Below are 21,454 nucleotides of genomic sequence, written 5' to 3'. Positions count from 1 at the left end.
ACCTGCCCGCCGAGACCTCCGTGCCATCCGAGTGAAGGAACCATGCACCGATCAGCCCCGCGCCTGTCCCGCCTCCTCGCCTGCGCCGCCGTCCCGGTGATGCTCGTAGCCGTCGGCTGCTCGTCGGACTCCGGCTCCGAGTCCGACGGCAAGAAGAACGAGGGCTCCTCGTCGTCCGGCTCCGCCGACACCAAGAAGCCCAGCGCGCCCGCGGTCGAACCGGCGAAGTTCTCCGACCTGCCCGACCCGTGCGCCTCGATCAAGAAGAAGACGATCGAGGACCTGGTGCCCGAGGCGAAGAAGAAGAACGGCACCGCGGGCCGCTCCAACGATCTCTCGATCCGCGGCAACTGCTCCTGGAACGGCCTGGACGACAAGGGCGTCAAGGGCTCGCAGTACCGCTGGCTGGACGTCGGCTTCACCCGCTTCGACTCGGACCAGTCGCTGGGCAGCGGCGCCAAGCGCGCCACCGCCGAGTACGCCAAGCAGATCGCCAAGACGAAGGCCTCCGAGGGCGCCGAGAAGGTCGCCGCCGAGCCTGGCAAGGGCATCGGCGAGGAGGCCAGCGTCATCACGTACGGCCTCAAGCAGACGGACGAGGACTTCGAGTACGCCACCGTCGTCGCCCGCACGGGCAACGTCGTCGTCACCCTGACGTACAACGGCGCTGGGTACGCGGGCGCCAAGACGCCCTCCAAGGCCGACATCACCAAGGGCGCGCTGAAGGCGGCGAAGGAGGCCGTCGCCGCGGTCGAGGCCACCGCCGAGTCCACGGCGACGCCTCCCGCGGAGGACAAGGCCGGGGACGACGCCAAGAGCGACGCGAAGGACGACTCCAAGGCCTCGCCCAAGGCGAGCTGAGCACCGACCACGGCATACCCGGCAACGGCCATCCGATCCTTCCGCTGATCACCCTCCTGCCCGAGGGCGTGGCCCTCCTCGCCCTCGGGCCGCTCAGCAACTGGGGCCTTGCCACACCGCGTTGGCTCCCGTTCATCGGCGGCAGGCCGGTCCGCCCGGTGGCCGCGGTCGCGCCCGCCGCTCTCGGCGCCCCGCCCATGACCCTGGTGACGTTCGGTCAGCTGATGATCCAGGACTCGGTCGACCGGGGCACCCTCACGGGCCCACCGGGCGTTCATGGGCTGGTGTCACGTCCCGCTGCTGCTCTGGGACCCGCTGCCGGCGGCGGTCACCGTCTCCTGCTACCTCCGGCGCAGGCAGGGGAGGCAGCGGGACAGTCGCGCCCCTCCCCGCGCAACAAAGCTCGCACACATGTGCCAGGCTGTCCCCTCGCCGGGCATCGGATGCCCGGACGGGAAAAACAACGCCGGACGCAGAAGCCGGGTACAGAGGTCGGGGAGGGGATCGCCGGTGGCCGCCATGCAGCTGACCCGCACGCACCGCATACTCATCGGGGTCGTCGTCGCCGGTGCGGTGGTCATCGCCGCGATCGGTTTCGCGGGCTCCTACGCCGCCGTGCGCGTGCTCGCGGAGGAGAAGGGCTTCGGGTCGTTCTCGCTGGTCTTCCCCATCGGCATCGACGCGGGCATCTGCGTCCTGCTCGCCCTGGACCTCCTGCTGACCTGGATGCGCATCCCGTTCCCGATGCTGCGCCAGACGGCGTGGCTGCTGACGGCCGCGACGATCGCGTTCAACGGCGCCGCCTCCTGGCCCGACCCGCTGGGCACCGCGATGCACGCGGTGATCCCGGTCCTCTTCGTCGTCTCCGTCGAGGCCGCCCGGCACGCGGTGGGCCGGATCGCGGACATCACCGCCGACAAGCACATGGAGGGCGTACGCCTCACCCGCTGGCTGCTCTCCCCCATACCGACGTTCAAGCTGTGGCGGCGGATGAAGCTGTGGGAGCTGCGCAGCTATGAGCAGGTCATCAAGCTCGAACAGGACCGGCTGATCTACCAGGCCCGCCTCCAGGCCCGCTACGGCCGCAACTGGCGGCGCAAGGCCCCCATCGAGTCGATGATGCCGCTGCGCCTGGCGAAGTACGGCGTCCCCCTCGCCGAGACCGCCCCGGCCGGGCTCGCCGCCGCGGGCATCGAACCGGCCCTGCTGCCGCCGATGCCCGCCGGGGCCGACCGCCCGAAGACGGAGCTGGGCAAGCCGGAGCAGAGCCAGGCGGAGCTTCCGTACGAACCGCGCGAGGAGCACGGGCAGGAGCGCGAGGAGCACGGGCCCCAGCAGGAACAGCCCCAGGAGCAGGCCCAGCAGCACCCCCAGCAGCCGCAGCCCACATCACTCCAGAAGCAGGCGCCCCAGCAGGACCCGGCGGCCCTCCAGGCCCCGCCCACCCACGACAGCCCCTGGTTCGCCGCCCAGAAGCTGCCGGACAACGTCAACGAGAGCGCGTACAACCCGCAGTACGTCGAGGGCCTGGAGCCCTCCCCGGTCCAGATCCCCGCGGGCCCCGGCCGCACCCGGCCCCTCGGGGACGTGGGCACCATCGGCGCGGTCCCGCACCCCCGCCGCGAGGAACTCCCCCAGCCCCCGGCCGCCGGGGCGCCCGAGGCGCCCCAGGCCATCGGCCCCGAAGAGGCCCCGCAGCTGGAGGAGTGGTCCCAGGAGGACTCCGAGTACGCCGAGATGGCCTTCGAGGTGTTCACCGCGTACACGGACCAGGAGGGCCAGTACCCGAGCGTGGAGATCCTGGACATCCACCTCTCCGACACGCGCAACGTCCACCACCCCCGCTCGCGGGAGCTGCTCCTGCGCCTGATGCCCGAGTTCAAGCAGGCCTACGTCCCGGCGCGGTCGACCGCCGACCAGACAGCCTGACCGAACAGCCCGACCAGACCGCCTGACCCGGCCACCGCAGCCGAAAGGGTCGCCACCCGGAACCCCGGGCGGCGACCCTTCACCGTACGTACGGCTATGCGCCCAGCAGCCTCCGCACCCGCTCCGCACCCACCGCGAGCAGCAGCGTGGGCAGCCGCGGCCCCGTGTCGCGGCTGACGAGCAGCCGGTAGAGCAGCGCGAAGAAGGACCGCTGGGCGGCCTTCAGCTCGGGTGTCGGCTTGGCGTCCGGCTCAAGACCGGCCAGCACCTTCGGCACGCCGTAGACCAGCGTGGTGAGGCCGTCCAGCGACCAGTGGGTGTCCAGGCCCTCCAGGAGGAGGCGCAGGGACTCGCGGCCCTGGTCGTCGAGCGATCCCAGGAGCTCCTTGTCGGGCTCGTCGCGGACGATGGTGCGGGCCTCGGCCGGGACCTGGGTGGTGATCCAGTTCTCGGCACGGTCGAGGCGCGGGCGCGCCTCGTCCAGCGAGGTCAGCGGGTTCTCCGGGTCCAGCTCGCTGAGGATGCGCAGCGTCTGGTCCTCGGCGCCGGCCGTGATGTCGGCGACCGAGGCGAGCGTCCGGTACGGCAGCGGGTGCGGGGTGCTGGGAAGCTCCCCGGCCGCCGTGCGGACGGCGCGGGAGTACGCGGCGGCGTCGGCGGGCAGCACCGTGCCGTCGGCGACCTTGCGGCCCAGCGAGTCCCACTCGTCGTACAGCCGCTGGATCTCCTGGTCGAAGGCGATCTTGAACGACTGGTTGGGCTTGCGGCGGGCGTAGAGCCAGCGCAGCAGCGGCGCCTCCATGATCTTCAGCGCGTCGGCCGGGGTGGGCACCCCGCCCTTGCTGGAGGACATCTTGGCCATGCCGGAGATGCCGACGAAGGCGTACATGGGCCCGATGGGCTGGACGCCGTCGAAGACCTCACGGACGATCTGTCCGCCGACGACGAAGGAGGAGCCGGGCGAGGAGTGGTCGACGCCGCTGGGCTCGAAGATCACGCCCTCGTACGCCCAGCGCATCGGCCAGTCGACCTTCCAGACGAGCTTGCCGCGGTTGAACTCGTTGAGCCGGACCGTCTCGGCGAAGCCGCACGCCGAGCAGGTGTAGTTCAGCTCGGTGCTGTCGTCGTCGTAGGAGGTGACGACCGTGAGGTCCTTCTCGCAGTTGCCGCAGTACGGCTTGTACGGGAAGTAGCCCGCGCTGTTGCCGCTGCCGTCGTCCTCGTCGGCGGCGCCGGAGCCCTCGGCGGCCTCCAGCTCGGCCTCGTCGACCTTCTTCTGCTGCTGGGGCTTCTTACCGCCCTTGGCCGCGGAACCGGCCGCCGCCGGGTCCTTCTTCGTCCGGTAGCGGTCGAGGACGGCGTCGATGTCGGCCCGGTGCTTCATCGCGTGCAGGATCTGCTCGCGATAGGTCCCGGCGGTGTACTGCTCCGTCTGGCTGATTCCGTCGTACTCGACGCCCATCTCGTCCAGGGCGGCCGTCATGGCGGCCTTGAAGTGCTCGGCCCAGTTCGGGTACGCGGAGCCGGCCGGGGCGGGCACCGAGGTCAGCGGCTTGCCGATGTGCTCGGCCCAGGACGCGTCCACGCCCGGAACCCCGTTGGGGACCTTGCGGTAGCGGTCGTAGTCGTCCCAGGAGATCAGGTGGCGCACGGTGTATCCGCGGCGGCGGACCTCGTCGGCGACCAGGTGCGGGGTCATGACCTCGCGGAGGTTGCCGAGGTGGATCGGGCCCGAGGGGGACAGACCGGAGGCGACGACGACCGGTTTGCCAGGCGCACGACGCTCCGATTCGGCGATGACATCGTCCGCGAAGCGGGAGACCCAGTCGGTCTCGGTGCTGGTCTGACTCTCGGCCACGGTCGGCACGTCCTTCTCTCGTCTGTCGTTTCCCGATGGGGTACGGACCATTCTCCCAGTTACCTCCCGCAGCGCGAAAACGGCTTTACGCCCCGTGGGATACTGGAGCGATCCCTTGTACCCCTACGGAAACGGCAGCCAGCCATGGCCTCGGTCCCTTCCCTCGCTTCCACGCTCCAGCAGCAGCTGGCGGACGCCCTGACGGCAGCTCTGCCGGATGCCGGCACCGCGGACCCGCTGCTGCGCCGAAGCGACCGGGCCGACTTCCAGGCCAACGGCATCCTGGCGCTCGCCAAGAAGCTCAAGGGCAACCCGCGGGACCTGGCGGGCCAGGTCACGGCCGCCCTCCCGGCGGGTGAGCTGATCAAGGACATCGAGGTCTCCGGGCCCGGCTTCCTCAACATCACGCTCACCGACAAGGCCATCGTCGAGACGCTGGCCGCCAGGTCGGCTGACGACGGCGGCCGGCTCGGCGTGCCGCTGAGGGCGGAGGCCGGGACGACGGTCATCGACTACGCCCAGCCGAACGTCGCCAAGGAGATGCACGTCGGCCACCTGCGGTCGGCGGTCATCGGTGACGCGATGGTCAGGATCCTGGAGTTCACCGGCGAGGACGTCGTCCGGCGGCACCACATCGGCGACTGGGGCACCCAGTTCGGCATGCTGATCCAGTATCTGATCGAGCACCCGGGCGCCCTGAAGCACGAGGGAGGCGCGAGCGACGGCGAGGCGGCGATGTCGACGCTCAACCGGGTCTACAAGGAGTCGCGGGCCCTGTTCGACTCGGACGAGGAGTTCAAGGCGCGCTCCCGGGACCGGGTGGTGGCCCTCCAGGCCGGGGACCCGCAGACGCTGGAGCTGTGGCAGGGCTTCGTCGACGAGTCGAAGATCTACTTCCACTCGGTCTTCGACAAGCTCGACATGGAGATCCGTGACCCCGACATCGTCGGCGAGTCCGGCTACAACGACATGCTGGAGGAGACCTGCCGCATCCTGGAGGAGACGGGTGTCGCCGTCCGCTCCGAGGGTGCGCTGTGCGTGTTCTTCGACGACGTCAAGGGCCCGGACGGCAACAAGGTCCCGCTCATCGTGAAGAAGACGAACGGCGGCTACGGCTACGCGGCCACCGACCTCTCCGCGATCCGGAACCGGGTGCAGGACCTCAAGGCCGACACCCTGGTGTACGTGGTGGACGCCCGGCAGTCGCTCCACTTCAAGATGGTCTTCGAGACCGCCCGGCGGGCTGGCTGGCTGAACGAGGACGTGCGGGCCGTGCAGCTCGCCTTCGGCACGGTCCTCGGCAAGGACGGCAAGCCGTTCAAGACCCGTGAGGGCGAGACGGTCCGGCTGGAGGACCTCCTCGACGAGGCGGTCGGCCGGGCCACGGCGGTCGTCCGGGAGAAGGCCGAGAAGGTTGGCCTGACCGAGGACGAGATCGTGGAGAACGGCCGGTACGTCGGCATCGGGGCCGTGAAGTACGCGGACCTGTCCACCTCCGCCGTACGGGACTACAAGTTCGACCTGGACCAGATGGTGTCGCTGAACGGCGACACCTCGGTGTACCTCCAGTACGCGTACGCGCGTATCCAGTCGATCCTGCGCAAGGCGGGCGACGCGGTACCGGCCGCCCACCCGGAGCTGGCGCTGGCCCCGGCGGAGCGTGCGCTCGGCCTGCACCTGGACCAGTTCGGCGAGGTGCTGGGCGAGGTCGCGGCGGGCTACGAACCGCACAAGCTGGCCGCGTATCTCTACCAGCTCGCGTCCCACCTGACGACGTTCTACGACCAGTGCCAGGTGCTCAGCCCGGACAACGCCCCCGAGGTCGTCGAGAACCGGCTCTTCCTGGTGGACCTCACCGCCCGGACCCTCCACCAGGGGATGGCACTGCTCGGCATCCGGACGCCCGAGCGGCTCTGACCCCGGAGCGTACGCGCGTGGGCCCCGGCACGGGTGATGTGCCGGGGCCCACGCGCGTGGGGCACGCCCCAGGGGCGGCTGGTTCCACGGCGGCGTCGTGGAACCCCGCCGGTACGGCTCACCCCGGGGTGAAGGGCTCCCACTTCACTTCGTCGTTGCCGTACGTGTACATCGGCCGCCCCCGCATCCCGCTCGTACGGAACGGCTTGCCGTGGTCGTCGATCCGCAGCATCCCCTCACGCCCGCCGCTGCTCCACTTCAGCTCCAGGTACCAGGTGACGTCGTACCCCACGGCCTTCATGTCCAGGTTGAAGACCTCCACGTCCTCGGACGTCACCTTGAACGGGAAAGGCACTGCGGGGATCGTCCGGTCGCCCTGCGTTCCGGGTACGGGGGTCATGATCGGGTGCCGGGTGTCGAGGTCGGACGCGAAGGTCCGGGGCGCGATGCCGCTGCCGCAGCCGTTCCCCATCAGGTACGCCGACCAGGGCAGCGGAGCCTTGCGGGACAGCACCCGCACATACAGCCCCTTCAGGACGACCGCCTCGCGCGTGGTGCCCTGCACGGTCAGCTGAAGCAGCATGTTCCCCGCGTCCACGCCACCGTACGACCGGGCCCAGCCGCGCCGGTCCTGCGGCGGGGGCGGCGGAGCCAGGCCTTCCGGTCCCCGGTTCAGCAGGTAGAACTGCCCGCAGGGCTCATCCCAGTTGTACGAGGAGATGGTGACGGCCGGGGGCGCACCGACCCCCGTACCGCCGCTCCTGGGCCGCTCCGCACCGGAACGGGCGGGCGCGCCGGGCTCCACCGGGGGCGCGGCCGACGGACCGCCGGACGACGGGGAGGCGCTCACCGACGGCGAGGCCGGGGAGCCGGCGGAGGAGGAGGCCCCGGGAACCACCGAATCGCCGCCCTCCCTCCCGGCCCGGTCCGAAGCACCCGCACCGCCCTCCGCCCCCGGCCCAGCTCCTGACCCGACGAGATCGGCGGCGACGACGGTGGTGGGCACGAGGAGCGCGGCGGCCCCGGCGGCGGCGAGCAGCACCCGGGTACGCCGGGAGAGCCGGGCCCACGGGGAGCGACTGCCACCGGGGGCTCCGGCGGGCGCGTCGCTGGCGGGGTCGGGAGGCGCGGACGGGGGCACACGCTCGGCCGCAGGCGCGGACTCGGGCTCCGGCTCCGGCTCCGGCTCCACCGAAGCCGAAGCCGAAGCGGGAACGGGAACGGGAGCAGGAGCAGGAACCCCCGCCCCCGTCGGCCGCCGCCGGGCCGCGTCCGCAACGATCCACCGCCGGTGCACCTCCACCAGCTCGTCGCCCGTCGCCCCGCACAGCCGCGCCAACCGCTCGACGGGAGCGTACTCGTTGGGCACGGCGTCACCGTTGCAGTACCGGTGGAGGGTCGACGTACTGACGTGCAGTCTCCCCGCGAGAACCCCGTAGCTGCGTCCCGAACGGCCCTTCAGTTCCTTCAGCAGGGCCGCGAAGTGCTCGGCCTCCGGCGTCGCCACGACGGCGTTCCCCTCCCTGGTCCGTCCCGGAACGGCGTTCCAGGGACGCGAAATTCCCGCAGGTCACCGTACGCGTAGACGTTCCAGCATCCCCAATGGTTCAGCAGGCGTTGCGGCCGGAATCCGCTGCCCCACAAGCTCGGACCAGACCACAGCAGCACCGCAGATCAACCGAGTACGGGGAGTACCACCGCCATGCGCACCAACCGCATCCGCACCACCGCCCTCGCCGCCACCGCCCTCGCGGCCGCTCTCTCGCTCACCGCCTGCGGCGGCGAGGACAAGGCCATGGGAACCAAGGCAGCCGGCTCGACCGAGACGGCGGCCCCTGCGGCGACGAGCGCCGACGGCGCCGACGGCAAGGCACAGCCCGACGCCCCGAAGGCCGGCGCGCCCGACACGCAGACGGTCCCCGCCGGGGGGAAGCACGCGAGCGGCAACGGCGACAGCAACGGCAAGAAGCCGGAGGCCGCGCCGAACGCGAAGGCCCCGGCGTCGATCCCGGCCTGCACGGCCACGAACTCCGAGGTGAAGGTCTCCTCGGTCAGCCGCCCGATCAACCACCTGCTGCTCACGGTGACCAACACCGGCTCCGCCGACTGCGCCGCGTACTACGCACCGTTCCTCCGCTTCGACGACGCGCAGGCCGTGTACCCGGTCTACAAGGACAGCAAGCCGCAGGCGGTCGTCACGCTCTCCCCCGGCGAGAAGGCGTACGCGGGCATCGCGCTCCTCGGAGAGCCCGGTCAGAACGAGCCGGTCAAGAGCGACAACCTCGGCGTCACCATGGTCGACAGGAACAACAAGCCGAAGAACGAGGCCACGGTGAAGCTCCCGGCGGAGACCTACACCGACAGCCTGGGCTTCGTCACCTACTGGCAGTCGGACATCGAGACCGCCCTGATGTACTGAGCGGACGAGGCAGCCAGGGCCAGCGCCTGACGTGCGGTAACTCTGCGCGACCCGTACACATTTGTTGTACGGGTCGCGCGTGCGTGAAGTGGGTTCCGGGGTGGGAGTGGGACCGTATGCACCCCAGAAAGCGACAGCGTAAGAACGCGTCGACGATGAAGCTCGTGGGCAAGCTGCTGGCCCGCTTCCGCAAGGAGGCGGGCCTCACGCAGACCGAACTAGCCCAAGCGGCAGGCGTACAGGAGGACACGATCGCCTCCGTCGAGCAGGGCAGACGCTCCCTCGTCCCGGATCTGGCGGAGACGATCGACGATCTGCTGGACACCAAGGGCGCGCTGTCGACGGCGGTCGACAACATGCCGGAAGTCGACCTGATCCCGCTGTGGGCCGAGCAGTACATCGACATGGAGCATGACGCGCTGGCGCTGTCCTGGTACGACAACCAGGTCATCCCGGGCCTGCTCCAGACGAAGGCGTACGCGGAGGCGGTGTTCCGCAACAAGATCCCGGTCTACAGCCCGGAGGAGATCGAGACGCAGACGGCGACGCGACTGCAACGGCAGCAGATCCTGAACCGAAGGAAACCGCCGACGATCAGCATGGTGATCTGGGAACCGGTCCTGATGATGAAACTGACGTCGGACGAGGACCACCTGGAGCAGCTGCGCCACCTCTACGAGATGGCCCAACTCCCGGGAGTCTGCCTCCAGGTGCTCCCGCTCGACAGCAGGGTTCACGCGAGCCTCGCGGGCCCCTTCACCCTCTTGGAGACCCCGGACCACCAGCACGTCGCCTACACCGAGACCCAGCGCGGCAGCCACCTGATCTCCGACCGGAATGAGATCAGCATCCTCGCCCAGAAGTATGCGATGCTGCGAGCCCAGGCGCTCACCCCTCTTGAGACCCTGCGCCTGCTGGCCCGTTTACTGGGAGAGACATGAGCACCGCACTGAACTGGTTCAAGTCGAGCTACAGCAGCGACGAAGGCGGCCAGTGCCTCGAAGTCGCCTACGACTGGCGCAAGTCGAGCTACAGCGGCAGCGAAGGCGGGCAGTGCGTCGAGATCGCCGCCCACCCCGCCGCCGTCCACATCCGTGACTCGAAAGACATCGAGGGCCCGACGTTCACGGTCGCGCCCACGGCCTGGTCGGCGTTCGCCGCCTACGCCGCCACCGCCTGACCTCACACCGCCGTTATCCCTCCCGGACCGTCGCGTAACGGAGCAGTACGACTCCGTTCCCGAAGGTCCGGGTCTCCAGCAGCCGGAGCATCTGCCGCTCCTCCGTGTCCCGGAAGAAGGGGCGGCCCCGGCCGAGGATGACCGGATGGATGTAGATCCGGTACTCGTCGACCAGGTCGAACCGCCGGAACGACTCCACCAGGTCCGCCCCGCCGACCACCAGGTCCCCCGAAGCGGCGTCCCGCAGCGAGCGCACCTGCTCGGGGTCGACCTCGTGCAGCAGGGTCGCCCCGGGGCCCACGCTCTCCAGCGTCCGCGAGAAGACGAACTTCGGCATGTCCCGCCAGATGCCCGCGAACTCGGCCATCGGCCCTTCGTTGGCGGGGTCCTGATCGGCGGTCGGCCAGAACTCCTCCATCAGCTGGTAGGTGACGCGCCCCTCGACGAAGCCGCCCATCGTCCGGAGGTAGTCGTTGAAGTGCTGGTGCACCTCCTCGTCCACGGTGTGCCAGTCGATGTCCTGGTCGGGCCCTTCGAAGAAGCCGTCGAGGGAGAGCGAGATGGACGTGACGATCCTGTTCACCGGGGGGGCTCCTGCCGGATCGGCCCGGCCGACAGAGGGGGCCGGGCGGCGCGCAACGGGCGCCACGACGATACGCCCGGGGAGCGACGACCGCCGTCAGCCGCGCCCACCCCGCTACCGGTCCTTGCGCCCGTCCGCCGGCCCGTCCATCCGCCCGTCCCGCCGTACGGTCTCCGCCAGCGACGCGAGGATCGGCTCCGCGGCGGCCCAGAGCAGCGCGCCGCCGATCCCCGGCACGACCGTGCGCTGCGCGCCGGGGATACGGGAGACGAGGCTGCGGCCGAGGTCGGGCGAGTGGGAGGCGTCCTCCTCGCCGTACCAGACGTCGACCGGGACGGTGATCGCGCCGAGGTCGATGGGCCACCGACCCATCGCGAGCACGGTGTCCCGGGCGTATCCGGCCGCCGCGCCCTGCGAGAACGCCTCGTCGAGGGCGCGGCCGTAGGCGGCGGCGAAGCCGGGGTCCTCGTACACGGTGAGATCGCACGCCGGGCTCCCGGCCAGGACCATCCGCCGCATCGCGTCCGCGTCGAGCCCGGCGAACACCTCCTCGGCGCCGACCGGATCGTCCGCCACCCTCGTGACCAGGTCCCGAAGCTCGTCGGGCAGCGCTGCGGCGAACTCCGGTGCCGCGACCTCGTCGGCGGCCGAGACGAGCGTGAGCGCGGAGACGGCGCGCGCCGCCGCACAGGCGAGGGCGAAGGGCGCGCCCTGGGAGTTCCCGAGCATGGCCGGACGCGGGCCCAGCCCGCGCAGCTCGGCCAGCTCCCGTACGTCGTCCACGAAGTCGGCGAAGGTCCGGTCGGACGCGGGCGTGGACACCCCGAGCCCGGGGCGATCCATCGATACCAGCCGGACGCCCTCCGTCTCGACGGCCCCGGCCCCGATCCCGAGCCACCGGCTGGTCGCGGCTCCCGGAGAGAGCAGGACGGGCAGCCCGTCCTCCGGGCCCCACTCGGCCCAGCCGAGAAGCCTCCCGTCGGAGAGGCGCGTGGTTCCGAGGCGGGCGGGATCATCGACGTACAAACTCATGCCCGACATCATTATCCAGCCAGCACCTCCCCGCACCGGCTTCAGCGCTCCGGGCCCGTCGGGACGGTCGGGATGCCCCACGGGGTGCAACCTCTGATGTCCACGACCCGCAGGCCACGTCGCCGTACCTCGGTGTCGCCGCCCCGCGCGTTGTCAGTGCCGCCGCCTACGCTCACCACCATGGCGACGCTCCCGAACCCTCTGCCCTCCCTGGCCACTTCCGGCCTGCCCCTCCCGCCCGGCTCCCTGGTGGACGCCACGCTGGACGGCCCCTGGCACGAGCCGCTGCTCTGGTACGCGGACGGCCCGGCGGCCCCGCGCGACTGGCCGGACCTGCGGGCGGCCGGGCGGCGGCTCGGGCTGCTGCCGGTGCTCGTCACCGGTGGCCGCCGAGACCAGTGGCCCGAGGAGTGGGACCTCTGCCCGGACGGCACGTCGTATCCCGGCGACCACGACGCCGACGAGGTCCTGGCGGACTACTGGACGGAGTACGCGGACGACGAGATGGGCGAAGGCACGGCGGCCGGGGAGGGCGAGGAGCAGTCCGAGGGACCCGGTTCCTGGCCCGGCCTCGCGCCCGTCCCCGCCCGGGAGGCGGCCGAGGACGCGGACACGGCGGCCGCGGGCCTCGCGGGTGTGATCGCCGCCGACGCGGACGAGTGGCTCGGCGGGGCCCGGATGGCCCTCGTCCCGGCCCGCCGCAGCGCCGACATACCGGCGGCGATCGGCTGGTCTGGGCCAATGAACCACGAGAACGACGTGGCCCGGCTCTGCGCGGTGCTCCGCTCCTGGGAGGACCGGTACGACGCCCGGGTCGTGGTGCTCGGCTTCGACACGATGATCGTCTCCGTGGGCCGCCCGCCCACCACCGTCGAGGAGGCCCGCGCGCTGGCCGCCGAGCACTACGCGTTCTGTCCGGACAACATCGACCAGTCCCCGCCGCACGACCTCGACGTGTACGCCGAGAAGGCCGTGCTCAACCAGAAAGCGTGGTCGTTCTGGTGGGATTGAGCCACGCCTGGCTGGAGGAGCGCGCTCACCTGCCGACCGGGAGCTGAGCCCGCGTACTCATGCGGGCGGCGGACCCCCGGGGGTTGACTCGGCCACATGAGCGAGAACAGCCACGACGGCGGCAGCACCCCAAAGACCGCCCCCGATCACGCCCCCGCCCCCCGCGCCTGGATCGCCCCGCTGATCTCCACGGTCGTGACCCTGCCGCTGGGGCTGGTCGCCCTGTTCTTCGGCGGGCTCACGCCGATGGCGTGCGACTCCTGCAACGGGGCCGAGGCCGACCGCTTCGACGCGAGCTTCACCGTCGCGTGGACCGTCCTCTGGATCGGCCTGCTGGTCGCCCTGATCGTGCTGATCGCGAGCTGGGCCGTCCCGCACCAGGTCCGCTACGCGGCCCGGCGGGTGGGCCTGGCGCTCGCCGCACCCGCCACCGCCGTGGTCACTTTCGTAGCATTCATGGCACTGGTCGACTGGCCCTGACAGAAAGTGTCCACCCCCATGAACGACACGCACTCCCCGACCACGGCAGCGACGGCAGCCGCCGAAGCCGCCGAGCGCCTGATAGCCGAGTTCCGCGCCCTGCCCGCCGACAGCGACCGCAAGCGCGAGATCATCACCGAACTGGATGCCAACGCCCAGGCGTTGCCCTTCCTCGTCTCGGTCGTCGCGGACCCCGGCGAGTACGACCTCGCCCGGGTCGAGAGCGCCACCGTCCTGCGCGTCTGGCCCCCGGCCGACCCGGCCCTGCGCCGCGAAGCGGGCCGCGCCCTGCTCACCGCGCTGCGCGACCCGACCGAGGACCTGGTCCGCCAGTACGCGGCGATGTCGCTGGCCCCCTACACGGCCGACCCGGTCGTCGCCACGGTCCTGGACACCACCGCGCGGGCCGACGAGGACCCCCTCGTGCGGGACAGCGCCCGCTTCTCCATCAAGGAGGCCCACCGGCTCCAGGAAACCGGAGCCGGCAGCAGCCCCTGAGGCCTCAACCCCGGTCCGCGCCCCGCCCCAGCCACCCGGCGACCTCGGTCGCCCAGTAGGTGAGGATCATCTGCGCCCCGGCCCGCCGGATACCGGTCAGGCTCTCCAGGATCGCCTTGTCCCGGTCGATCCAGCCCTTCTCGGCCGCGGCCTCGATCATCGCGTACTCACCGCTGATCTGGTACGCCGCGACCGGCACGTCCACGGCCCCGGCGACCTTGGCGAGGATGTCCAGATACGGTCCGGCGGGCTTCACCATGACCATGTCGGCGCCCTCCTCCAAGTCGAGCGCCAGCTCCCGCAGGGACTCCCGGGCGTTGGCCGGGTCCTGCTGGTAGGTCTTGCGGTCGCCGGTCAGCGAGGAGCCGACGGCCTCGCGGAAGGGGCCGTAGAAGGCGGAGCTGTACTTCGCGGTGTAGGCGAGGATCGACACGTCCTCGTACCCGGTCTGGTCCAGGGCGTCCCGGACCACACCGACCTGACCGTCCATCATCCCGCTGGGGCCCACCACATGGGCCCCGGCGTCCGCCTGCACCTGGGCCATCTCCGCGTACCGCTCCAGGGTCGCGTCGTTGTCCACGCGCCCGTCGGCCGTCAGGACCCCGCAGTGGCCGTGGTCGGTGTACTCGTCCAGGCACAGGTCCGACATGACGACGAGGTCGTCCCCGACCTCCTCGCGCACCGCCCGCAGCCCGAGTTGGAGGATGCCGTCGGGGTCGGTGCCCGCCGTGCCCCGGGCGTCCTTCTTGGCGTCCTCCGGGACCCCGAAGAGCATGATCCCCGAGACCCCGGCCGACACCGCCTCGACGGCTGCCTTCCGCAGGGTGTCCAGGGTGTGCTGGTGCACGCCGGGCATGGCCGAGATGGCGACCGGGGCGTCGATGCCCTCCCGTACGAACGCGGGGAGGATCAGGTTCGCGGGGTCGAGCCGTGTCTCGGCGACCATCCGCCGCATCGCCGGGGTCGTCCGCAGCCGCCGGGGGCGGGAGCCGGGGAAGTTTCCGTACGCAGTCATCCTTCGACGATAGACCCGTACGCAGCACGGTCTTACCGACACCGACGCCGGAAAAGGCCCGCGAACAGGCCCCGGCGGCCGGCCCCGGAGAAGACGGTGGGCCCGGCCGCCGAAGCGACCGGGCCCACCCGCCCTCGTAACTACTACGTCGTCGTCCGGCGCCTGCGCGCACCCGGGCGCCGCTCGCTCGGCCGGGTCACCGGGTCACCGGCCTCCTTCGCCGCGTCCCGGCGCTGCGCACCGAAGGCGGCGAGCGCCTCGGCGAGCTTGTGCACCGACGGTTCCGGGGAGAGGACGTCGACCCGCAGGCCGTGCTCCTCGGCGGTCTTCGCGGTGGCGGGGCCGATGCACGCGATGACGGTCACGTTGTGCGGCTTGCCCGCGATACCGACCAGGTTGCGGACGGTCGAGGACGAGGTGAACAGGACCGCGTCGAAGCCGCCGCCCTTGATCGCCTCGCGGGTGTCGGCCGGCGGCGGCGAGGCGCGGACCGTGCGGTACGCGGTGACGTCGTCGACCTCCCAGCCCAGCTCGATGAGCCCGGCCACCAGGGTCTCGGTGGCGATGTCGGCGCGCGGCAGGAACACCCGGTCGATCGGGTCGAAGACCGGGTCGTAGGGCGGCCAGTCCTCCAGCAGCCCGGCGGCGGACTGCTCCCCGGAGGGCACCAGGTCGGGCTTCACGCCGAAGTCGACCAGCGCCGCGGCGGTCTGCTCGCCGACGGCCGCGACCTTGATCCCGGCGAAGGCACGGGCGTCGAGCCCGTACTCCTCGAACTTCTCCCGGACCGCCTTGACGGCGTTGACGCTGGTGAAGGCGATCCACTCGTAGCGCCCGGTGACCAGGCCCTTTACCGCACGCTCCATCTGCTGGGGCGTACGCGGCGGCTCGACGGCGATCGTCGGGACCTCGTGCGGCACCGCACCATAGGAACGCAGCTGGTCGGAGAGCGACGCGGCCTGCTCCTTCGTACGCGGCACGAGCACCTTCCAGCCGAACAGCTGCTTGGACTCGAACCACGCGAGCTGGTCGCGCTGGGCGACGGAGCTTCGCTCTCCGACCACGGCTATGACCGGCCGGTGGCCCTCCGGCGAGGGCAGCACCTTGGCCTGCTTGAGGACCTGGGCGATCGTCCCGAGGGTCGCCGTCCAGGTGCGCTGGCGGGTGGTGGTGCCCGCGATCGTCACGGTGAGCGGGGTGTCGGGCTTGCGGCCCGCGGAGACCAGCTCACCGGCGGCTGCCGCGACCGAGTCCAGCGTGGTGGAGACGACGGCGGTCGCGTCGCTCGCGCCGACCTCGCTCCAGCACCGGTCGGAGGCGGTACGCGCGTCGACGAAGCGGACGTCCGCGCCCTGCGCGTCGCGCAGCGGCACCCCGGCGTACGCGGGTACGCCGACGGCGTTCGCGACGCCCGGGACGACCTCGAAGGGCACCCCGGCGGCGGCGCAGGCGAGCATCTCCGCGCCCGCGTCCCCGTCCAGGCCCGGGTCGCCCGCGACAGCACGGACCACCCGCCTGCCGCCCTTCGCGGCCTCCATGACAAGATTGGCCGCATCCCTGAGAACGGGTACTCCGGCGGTTGTTGACGAGACGTCAACAACCGTCAGCTCAGGCGTGCTTACGCCTGCCCGCGCATGGCCGCGAACGACGTCGAGCACATCGGGCTCGGCGACAAGGACGTCCGCGCTCGCGAGCGCCTCGACGGCGCGCAGGGTCAGCAGTCCCGGGTCGCCGGGACCGGCGCCGAGGAAGGTGACCTGGCCTTGGGCGGACAGGACCGGAAAGTCGGATGCGGCGGGGCCGGTGGGGCTCAAAGTGCTCGCTCCCCCATAAGACCGGCCGCACCCTTGGCGAGCATCTCGGCCGCGAGTTCGCGACCGAGGGCCGCCGCGTCGTCGTGCGACGTGGGGACGGGACCGGTGGTGGACAGCTGTACCAGCGAGGAACCGTCGGTGGTACCGACGACTCCGCGCAGGCGCAGTTCGTTGACAACCTGTCCGTCGACCAGGAGGTCGGCCAGCGCACCCACAGGTGCGGAGCAGCCGGCCTCCAGGGCGGCGAGCAGGGCACGCTCGGCGGTCACGGCGGCCCGGGTGTACGGGTCGTCGAGCTCGGCGAGCGCGGCGGCGAGGTCCGCGTCGGACGCGGCGCACTCGATCGCCAGGGCTCCCTGGCCGGGAGCGGGCAGGACGGTGTCGACCGGCAGGAAGTCGGTCACCTCACCGGTCCGGCCGAGACGGCTGAGCCCGGCGGCGGCGAGAACCACCGCGTCGAGCTTGCCGTCACGCACGAACCCGATCCGCGTGTCGACGTTGCCCCGGATGGGGACGGTCTCGATCCGCAGGCCGTGGGAACGCGCGTACGCGTTGAGCTGCGCCATGCGGCGCGGCGAACCGGTGCCCACGCGGGCGCCGTCGGGCAGCTGCTCGAAGGTCAGCCCGTCCCGTGCGATCAGTGCGTCGCGCGGGTCCTCGCGCTGCGGCACGGCCGCCAGCACGAGGTCGTCGGGCTGGCCGGTCGGCAGGTCCTTGAGCGAGTGGACGGCGAAGTCCACCTCGCCCCGCAGCAGCGCCTCGCGCAGGGCCGCGACGAACACGCCGGTGCCGCCGATCTGCGCCAGGTGCTCGCGGGAGGTGTCCCCGTACGTGGTGATCTCGACGAGCTCGACGGCGCGCCCGGTCACCTCGCGGACGGCCTCGGCGACGAGGCCGGACTGGGCCATGGCCAGCTTGGAACGCCGGGTGCCCAGCCGGAGCGGCGCGGCGTTCCGCGCGCCCGGGGATGAGTTGTCGGTCATGACCGCCCTCTATTCGGGTCGTTCAGGTCTGCCCGGGAGACGGCGGCCACCGTCTGCGGGTCGAGGTCGAAGAGTTCGCGCAGCGCGTCCGCGTACCCGGCGCCGCCGGGTTCGCTGGCGAGCTGCTTGACCCGCACGGTGGGCGCGTGCAGGAGTTTGTCGACGACGCGGCGCACGGTCTGGGTGATCTCGGCGCGCTGCTTCTCGTCCAGGTCGGGGAGGCGGCCGTCCAGCCGGGCGATCTCGCCGGCGACCACATCGGCGGCCATGGTGCGCAGGGCGACCACGGTCGGGGCGACATGGGCGGCGCGCTGGGCGGCGCCGAAGGCGGCCACCTCGTCGGCGACGATCGTGCGGACCCGGTCCACGTCGGCGGCCATCGGGGCGTCGGCGGACGCCTCGGCGAGCGACTCGATGTCGACGAGGCGCACCCCGTCGATCCGGTGGGCGGCGCCGTCGATGTCGCGCGGCATGGCGAGGTCGAGCAGGGCGAGCTTCACCGGTCCGGTGGACTGCGCGGGCAGCGCGACGCGGCGCGGGGCGGCCCCGCCGTCCGGTGCGGAGGTGGCGGAACCGTTCTCCACCCAAGCGGCGTGCTGGTCGACGTCGGCCGGAGCCGGGACGGCGGCGGACTCCGGCGTACCGGCCGGGGCGTCCAGGGTCACGCCGAGGGCGTCCGCGAGGGCGTCGGCGGTGAGTACGAGGCCGGTGGCGCCGGTGCAGGAGACGACGATGTCTGCACGTGTCAGTTCGTCGCCGACCGCGGACATCTCGACCGCGTGGGCGCGCACCGCGGTGCCCTCGCCCTGGTGGAGGATCTCCACCAGCCGGTCGGCGCGGGCGCGGGTCCGGTTGGCGACGACGATCTCGGCGACGCCGGTCCGGGCGAGGGTGGCGGCGGCCAGCGAGGACATCGAGCCCGCGCCGATGACCAGGGCGCGCTTGCCCCGGACCCAGAGGGCGGGGTCGGCCCCGGCGGCCAGCTGCTGGAGCCCGAAGGTGACGAGCGACTGCCCGGCCCGGTCGATCCCGGTCTCGCTGTGGGCGCGCTTGCCGACCCGCAGGGCCTGCTGGAAGAGGTCGTTCAGCAGCCGTCCGGCGGTGTGCAGCTCCTGGCCGCGTGCGAGCGCGTCCTTGATCTGGCCGAGGATCTGACCCTCGCCGACGACCATGGAGTCGAGGCCGCAGGCCACCGAGAAGAGGTGGTGGACGGCCCGGTCCTCGTAGTGCACATAGAGATACGGAGTGAGCTCCTCCAGGCCGACGCCGCTGTGCTGGGCGAGCAGGGTGGACAGCTCGGCGACGCCCGCGTGGAACTTGTCGACGTCCGCGTACAGCTCGATGCGGTTGCAGGTGGCCAGCACGGCGGCCTCGGTCGCGGGTTCCGCGGCGAGGGTGTCCTGGAGCAGCTTGGCCTGGGTGTCGGCAGCGAGGGACGCCCGCTCCAGCACGGAGACAGGGGCGCTGCGGTGGCTCAGTCCGACGACGAGGAGGCTCATGCCGGCATCACGGCGGGCATGTCCCCGTCGGGTCCCTTCCGGCTGGCGGGCGTGGCGCGCATCGGGGGCGCGCCCTCGTCCTCGGCGGCGGAGTCCTCGCCGGCCTTGCGCTGCTCGTGGAACGCCAGGATCTGGAGCTCGATGGAGAGGTCGACCTTGCGCACGTCGACGCCCTCGGGCACCGAGAGCACGGTGGGCGCGAAGTTCAGGATGGAGGTGACCCCGGCGGCCACGAGCCGGTCGCAGACCTGCTGGGCGGCGCCGGGCGGGGTGGTGATCACGCCGATGGACACACCGTTGTCGCTGATGATCCGGTCCAGGTCGTCCGTGTGCTGGACGGGGATGCCCGCGACCGGCGTACCGGCCATGGCGGGGTCGGCGTCGATCAGCGCCGCGACCCGGAAACCGCGGGAGGCGAAGCCGCCGTAGTTGGCGAGGGCCGCGCCGAGGTTACCGATGCCGACGATGGCGACCGGCCAGTCCTGGGTGAGCCCGAGCTCGCGCGAGATCTGGTAGACGAGATACTCGACGTCGTACCCGACACCACGGGTGCCGTAGGACCCCAGGTAGCTGAAGTCCTTGCGCAGCTTCGCCGAGTTGACCCCGGCCGCCGTGGCCAGCTCCTCGGAGGAGACCGTGGGGACCGATCGCTCGGAAAGCGCGGTCAGGGCGCGCAGATACAGCGGAAGTCGGGCGACGGTGGCCTCGGGAATTCCTCGGCTACGGGTCGCCGGTCGGTGAGTTCGGCCAGTTGCCACGGTGCTCCTGCGGGATGAGCGGGGCTGCAGGCGGCCGTATGTCCCAAGACCGCCCCGTCGAATGCAGGCTATGTCTTTGTGAACGCGTGCACAAAGATGGTGTCCGTTTTGTCTGGTCAAAGTGACCGGGGTCACGCACATTCCCCGCGCGATCCCGGAACCAAGGACCGCATCAACCCGTTGCAGCCTCGAAGGGGGCAAAGCGGTACACACTCCTCACATCCACTCCCCCGAGACCACTCAAAACGCCCACGATGTTAACCGGGTTTCGCGTCCGCACCCAGCGCCTTGCGCAGTCTGGCCGGGTCCACGCGCCAGAACGTGTGCTGTTCGTCATCGACCAGCACCACCGGAATCTGCTCCCAGTACGCCTTGTACAGCTCCTCGTCCTCGGTGATGTCCTTCTCCACCCACGTCGCACCGGTCTCCTCGCAGACCGCGCCGACCACCTCCCGCGCGTCCTCGCACAGATGACAGCCGGGCTTCCCGATCAACGTGACCACCCGGTCGGCGGGCTTCTTCTTCGTACGGCGCAGGAGAGGACTCATGCCTACATTCTGCGCCCGCCCGCCCCCGCGGCGGACCGCCCGGAATCGCCCGATTCACCGTTCCGACCCGCAGCGTTCACACCCCTGCATCGCGGCAGGTCCGGCAGGTGCGGGCGGACTGGCTATGCTCGCGGCATGGCCGCTCTTGGATGGCTCACCCCCCGTAGGCGTTCCGCGACTGCACGGAGCGTCCTGGCCGGCGAGGCCGCGGCGGAGGCCGCGCGCAAGACCTCGGCCGACGAGGACGCCGCCCTCCTGACCAGGACCCCCGAAGAGGCGCCCGAGGAACCCGCGTTCCCGGTCGCCGGGGACGACCGCGCCGCCGCATTCTTCGACCTCGACAACACCGTCATGCAGGGCGCCGCGATCTTTCACTTCGGCCGCGGCCTGTACAAGCGGAAGTTCTTCGAGCGCCGCGAGCTCACCCGGTTCGCCTGGCAGCAGGCGTGGTTCCGGCTGGCCGGCGTCGAGGACCCGGAGCACATGCAGGACGCCCGCGACAGCGCCCTGTCCATCGTCAAGGGCCACCGCGTCTCCGAGCTGATGTCCATCGGCGAGGAGATCTACGACGAGTACATGGCCGACCGCATCTGGCCCGGCACCCGCGCCCTGGCCCAGGCCCACCTGGACGCCGGGCAGAAGGTCTGGCTGGTCACCGCCGCCCCCGTGGAGACGGCCACCATCATCGCCCGCCGCCTCGGCCTCACCGGCGCGCTCGGCACCGTCGCCGAATCGGTCGACGGCGTCTACACCGGCCGCCTGGTCGGCGAACCGCTCCACGGCCCCGCCAAGGCCGAGGCAGTCCGCGCCCTGGCCGCCGCCGAGGGCCTGGACCTGGAGCGCTGCGCCGCCTACAGCGACTCGCACAACGACATCCCGATGCTCTCGCTGGTCGGCCACCCCTACGCGATCAACCCGGACACCAAGCTCCGCAAGTACGCCCGCGCCCGCGACTGGCGGCTGCGCGACTACCGCACCGGCCGCAAGGCGGCCAAGGTCGGCATCCCGGCCGCCGCCGGGGTCGGCGCGCTCGCGGGCGGCACGGCCGCGGCCGTCGCCCTGCACCGCC

General features: G+C 71.6%; 20 protein-coding genes. 10 read left to right on the top strand and 10 right to left on the bottom strand.

What is annotated here, in order from left to right:
- Positions 1-42 precede the first annotated feature (42 nt).
- Both CIB93_RS30300 and CIB93_RS30295 read left to right on the top strand, forming a co-directional pair.
- Positions 43-861, top strand: a complete 819-nt coding sequence (locus tag CIB93_RS30300) for a DUF3558 domain-containing protein (RefSeq protein ID WP_096631525.1) — start codon at positions 43-45, stop codon at positions 859-861.
- 510 nt (positions 862-1,371) lie between these two features.
- The gene (locus tag CIB93_RS30295) at positions 1,372-2,790 is read left to right on the top strand and encodes a DUF2637 domain-containing protein (RefSeq protein WP_096631523.1); all 1,419 of its coding nucleotides are present in this window, start codon (positions 1,372-1,374) and stop codon (positions 2,788-2,790) included.
- A gap of 94 nt (positions 2,791-2,884) precedes the next feature.
- Here the strand turns inward: CIB93_RS30295 and lysS are convergent, their stop codons facing one another.
- On the bottom strand, positions 2,885-4,657 hold the full coding sequence (lysS, locus tag CIB93_RS30290) for a lysine--tRNA ligase (RefSeq protein WP_096631522.1): 1,773 nt from the start codon (positions 4,655-4,657) through the stop codon (positions 2,885-2,887).
- Positions 4,658-4,792: 135 nt separating this feature from the next.
- On the opposite strand from lysS, the gene argS reads away from it, so the two are divergent.
- On the top strand, positions 4,793-6,565 hold the full coding sequence (gene argS, locus CIB93_RS30285) for an arginine--tRNA ligase (protein WP_096631520.1): 1,773 nt from the start codon (positions 4,793-4,795) through the stop codon (positions 6,563-6,565).
- 118 nt (positions 6,566-6,683) lie between these two features.
- On the opposite strand, the gene CIB93_RS30280 is transcribed toward argS, so the two are convergent.
- Positions 6,684-8,072: a helix-turn-helix transcriptional regulator gene (locus CIB93_RS30280; RefSeq protein WP_096631519.1), complete on the bottom strand. Its 1,389-nt coding sequence runs from the start codon at positions 8,070-8,072 to the stop codon at positions 6,684-6,686.
- A 195-nt stretch (positions 8,073-8,267) separates the two neighbouring features.
- On the opposite strand from CIB93_RS30280, the gene CIB93_RS30275 reads away from it, so the two are divergent.
- The 3 genes from CIB93_RS30275 (at position 8,268) to CIB93_RS30265 (ending at position 10,164) form a co-directional block, all read left to right on the top strand.
- Entirely contained in the window at positions 8,268-8,984 is a 717-nt protein-coding gene (locus CIB93_RS30275; protein WP_096631518.1) for a DUF4232 domain-containing protein, read from the top strand.
- A 155-nt stretch (positions 8,985-9,139) separates the two neighbouring features.
- Positions 9,140-9,925, top strand: coding sequence for a helix-turn-helix transcriptional regulator (locus tag CIB93_RS30270; RefSeq protein WP_096631517.1), 786 nt, complete (start codon positions 9,140-9,142; stop codon positions 9,923-9,925).
- Positions 9,922-10,164 (top strand): DUF397 domain-containing protein, encoded by a 243-nt coding sequence (locus CIB93_RS30265; RefSeq protein WP_096631515.1) that lies wholly within the window; start codon positions 9,922-9,924, stop codon positions 10,162-10,164. Before CIB93_RS30270 ends, CIB93_RS30265 begins: the two co-directional genes overlap by 4 nt.
- 13 nt (positions 10,165-10,177) lie before the next feature.
- On the opposite strand, the gene CIB93_RS30260 is transcribed toward CIB93_RS30265, so the two are convergent.
- Together CIB93_RS30260 and CIB93_RS30255 are read right to left on the bottom strand one after the other, a co-directional pair.
- Positions 10,178-10,747, bottom strand: coding sequence for a dihydrofolate reductase family protein (locus tag CIB93_RS30260; protein WP_096631514.1), 570 nt, complete (start codon positions 10,745-10,747; stop codon positions 10,178-10,180).
- Positions 10,748-10,861: 114 nt separating this feature from the next.
- The gene (locus CIB93_RS30255) at positions 10,862-11,779 is read right to left on the bottom strand and encodes an alpha/beta fold hydrolase (RefSeq protein WP_096631512.1); all 918 of its coding nucleotides are present in this window, start codon (positions 11,777-11,779) and stop codon (positions 10,862-10,864) included.
- Between the two features lie 180 nt (positions 11,780-11,959).
- Between CIB93_RS30255 and CIB93_RS30250 the strand changes: the two genes are divergently transcribed.
- The 3 genes from CIB93_RS30250 to CIB93_RS30240 all read left to right on the top strand — a co-directional run bounded on the left by CIB93_RS30250 (position 11,960) and on the right by CIB93_RS30240 (position 13,768).
- On the top strand, positions 11,960-12,790 hold the full coding sequence (locus CIB93_RS30250; RefSeq protein WP_096631511.1) for a DUF4253 domain-containing protein: 831 nt from the start codon (positions 11,960-11,962) through the stop codon (positions 12,788-12,790).
- A 96-nt stretch (positions 12,791-12,886) separates the two neighbouring features.
- Positions 12,887-13,270 (top strand): hypothetical protein, encoded by a 384-nt coding sequence (locus tag CIB93_RS30245; protein ID WP_179500290.1) that lies wholly within the window; start codon positions 12,887-12,889, stop codon positions 13,268-13,270.
- An 18-nt stretch (positions 13,271-13,288) separates the two neighbouring features.
- Entirely contained in the window at positions 13,289-13,768 is a 480-nt protein-coding gene (locus CIB93_RS30240) for a hypothetical protein (RefSeq protein ID WP_096631509.1), read from the top strand.
- 4 nt (positions 13,769-13,772) lie between these two features.
- Here the strand turns inward: CIB93_RS30240 and hemB are convergent, their stop codons facing one another.
- The 6 genes from hemB to CIB93_RS30210 form a co-directional block, all read right to left on the bottom strand.
- The gene (hemB, locus tag CIB93_RS30235) at positions 13,773-14,783 is read right to left on the bottom strand and encodes a porphobilinogen synthase (protein ID WP_096631508.1); all 1,011 of its coding nucleotides are present in this window, start codon (positions 14,781-14,783) and stop codon (positions 13,773-13,775) included.
- Between the two features lie 143 nt (positions 14,784-14,926).
- Positions 14,927-16,597: a bifunctional uroporphyrinogen-III C-methyltransferase/uroporphyrinogen-III synthase gene (locus CIB93_RS30230; RefSeq protein ID WP_096631506.1), complete on the bottom strand. Its 1,671-nt coding sequence runs from the start codon at positions 16,595-16,597 to the stop codon at positions 14,927-14,929.
- Complete coding sequence (gene hemC, locus CIB93_RS30225) at positions 16,594-17,580, bottom strand: hydroxymethylbilane synthase (protein WP_096631505.1); 987 nt, start codon at positions 17,578-17,580, stop codon at positions 16,594-16,596. The genes CIB93_RS30230 and hemC overlap by 4 nt, the downstream gene beginning before the upstream one ends.
- Positions 17,577-19,079 (bottom strand): glutamyl-tRNA reductase, encoded by a 1,503-nt coding sequence (locus tag CIB93_RS30220; protein ID WP_096631503.1) that lies wholly within the window; start codon positions 19,077-19,079, stop codon positions 17,577-17,579. Before CIB93_RS30220 ends, hemC begins: the two co-directional genes overlap by 4 nt.
- Positions 19,076-19,837 (bottom strand): redox-sensing transcriptional repressor Rex, encoded by a 762-nt coding sequence (locus CIB93_RS30215; protein WP_096631502.1) that lies wholly within the window; start codon positions 19,835-19,837, stop codon positions 19,076-19,078. Before CIB93_RS30215 ends, CIB93_RS30220 begins: the two co-directional genes overlap by 4 nt.
- A gap of 257 nt (positions 19,838-20,094) precedes the next feature.
- A complete protein-coding gene (locus CIB93_RS30210; protein ID WP_096631500.1) occupies positions 20,095-20,385 on the bottom strand; it encodes a glutaredoxin family protein in 291 nt (96 codons plus the stop codon).
- 135 nt (positions 20,386-20,520) lie between these two features.
- On the opposite strand from CIB93_RS30210, the gene CIB93_RS30205 reads away from it, so the two are divergent.
- Positions 20,521-21,454, top strand: a 934-nt coding sequence (locus tag CIB93_RS30205; protein ID WP_096631499.1) for an HAD family phosphatase, incomplete at its 3' end; no start/stop codon positions are given.

The organism is Streptomyces sp. WZ.A104, from assembly GCF_002382885.1.
Taxonomy (GTDB): Bacteria; Actinomycetota; Actinomycetes; order Streptomycetales; family Streptomycetaceae; genus Streptomyces.
The sequence above is the reverse complement of the archived record's forward strand: the minus strand, read 5'-3'. Positions and strand labels throughout refer to the sequence as shown.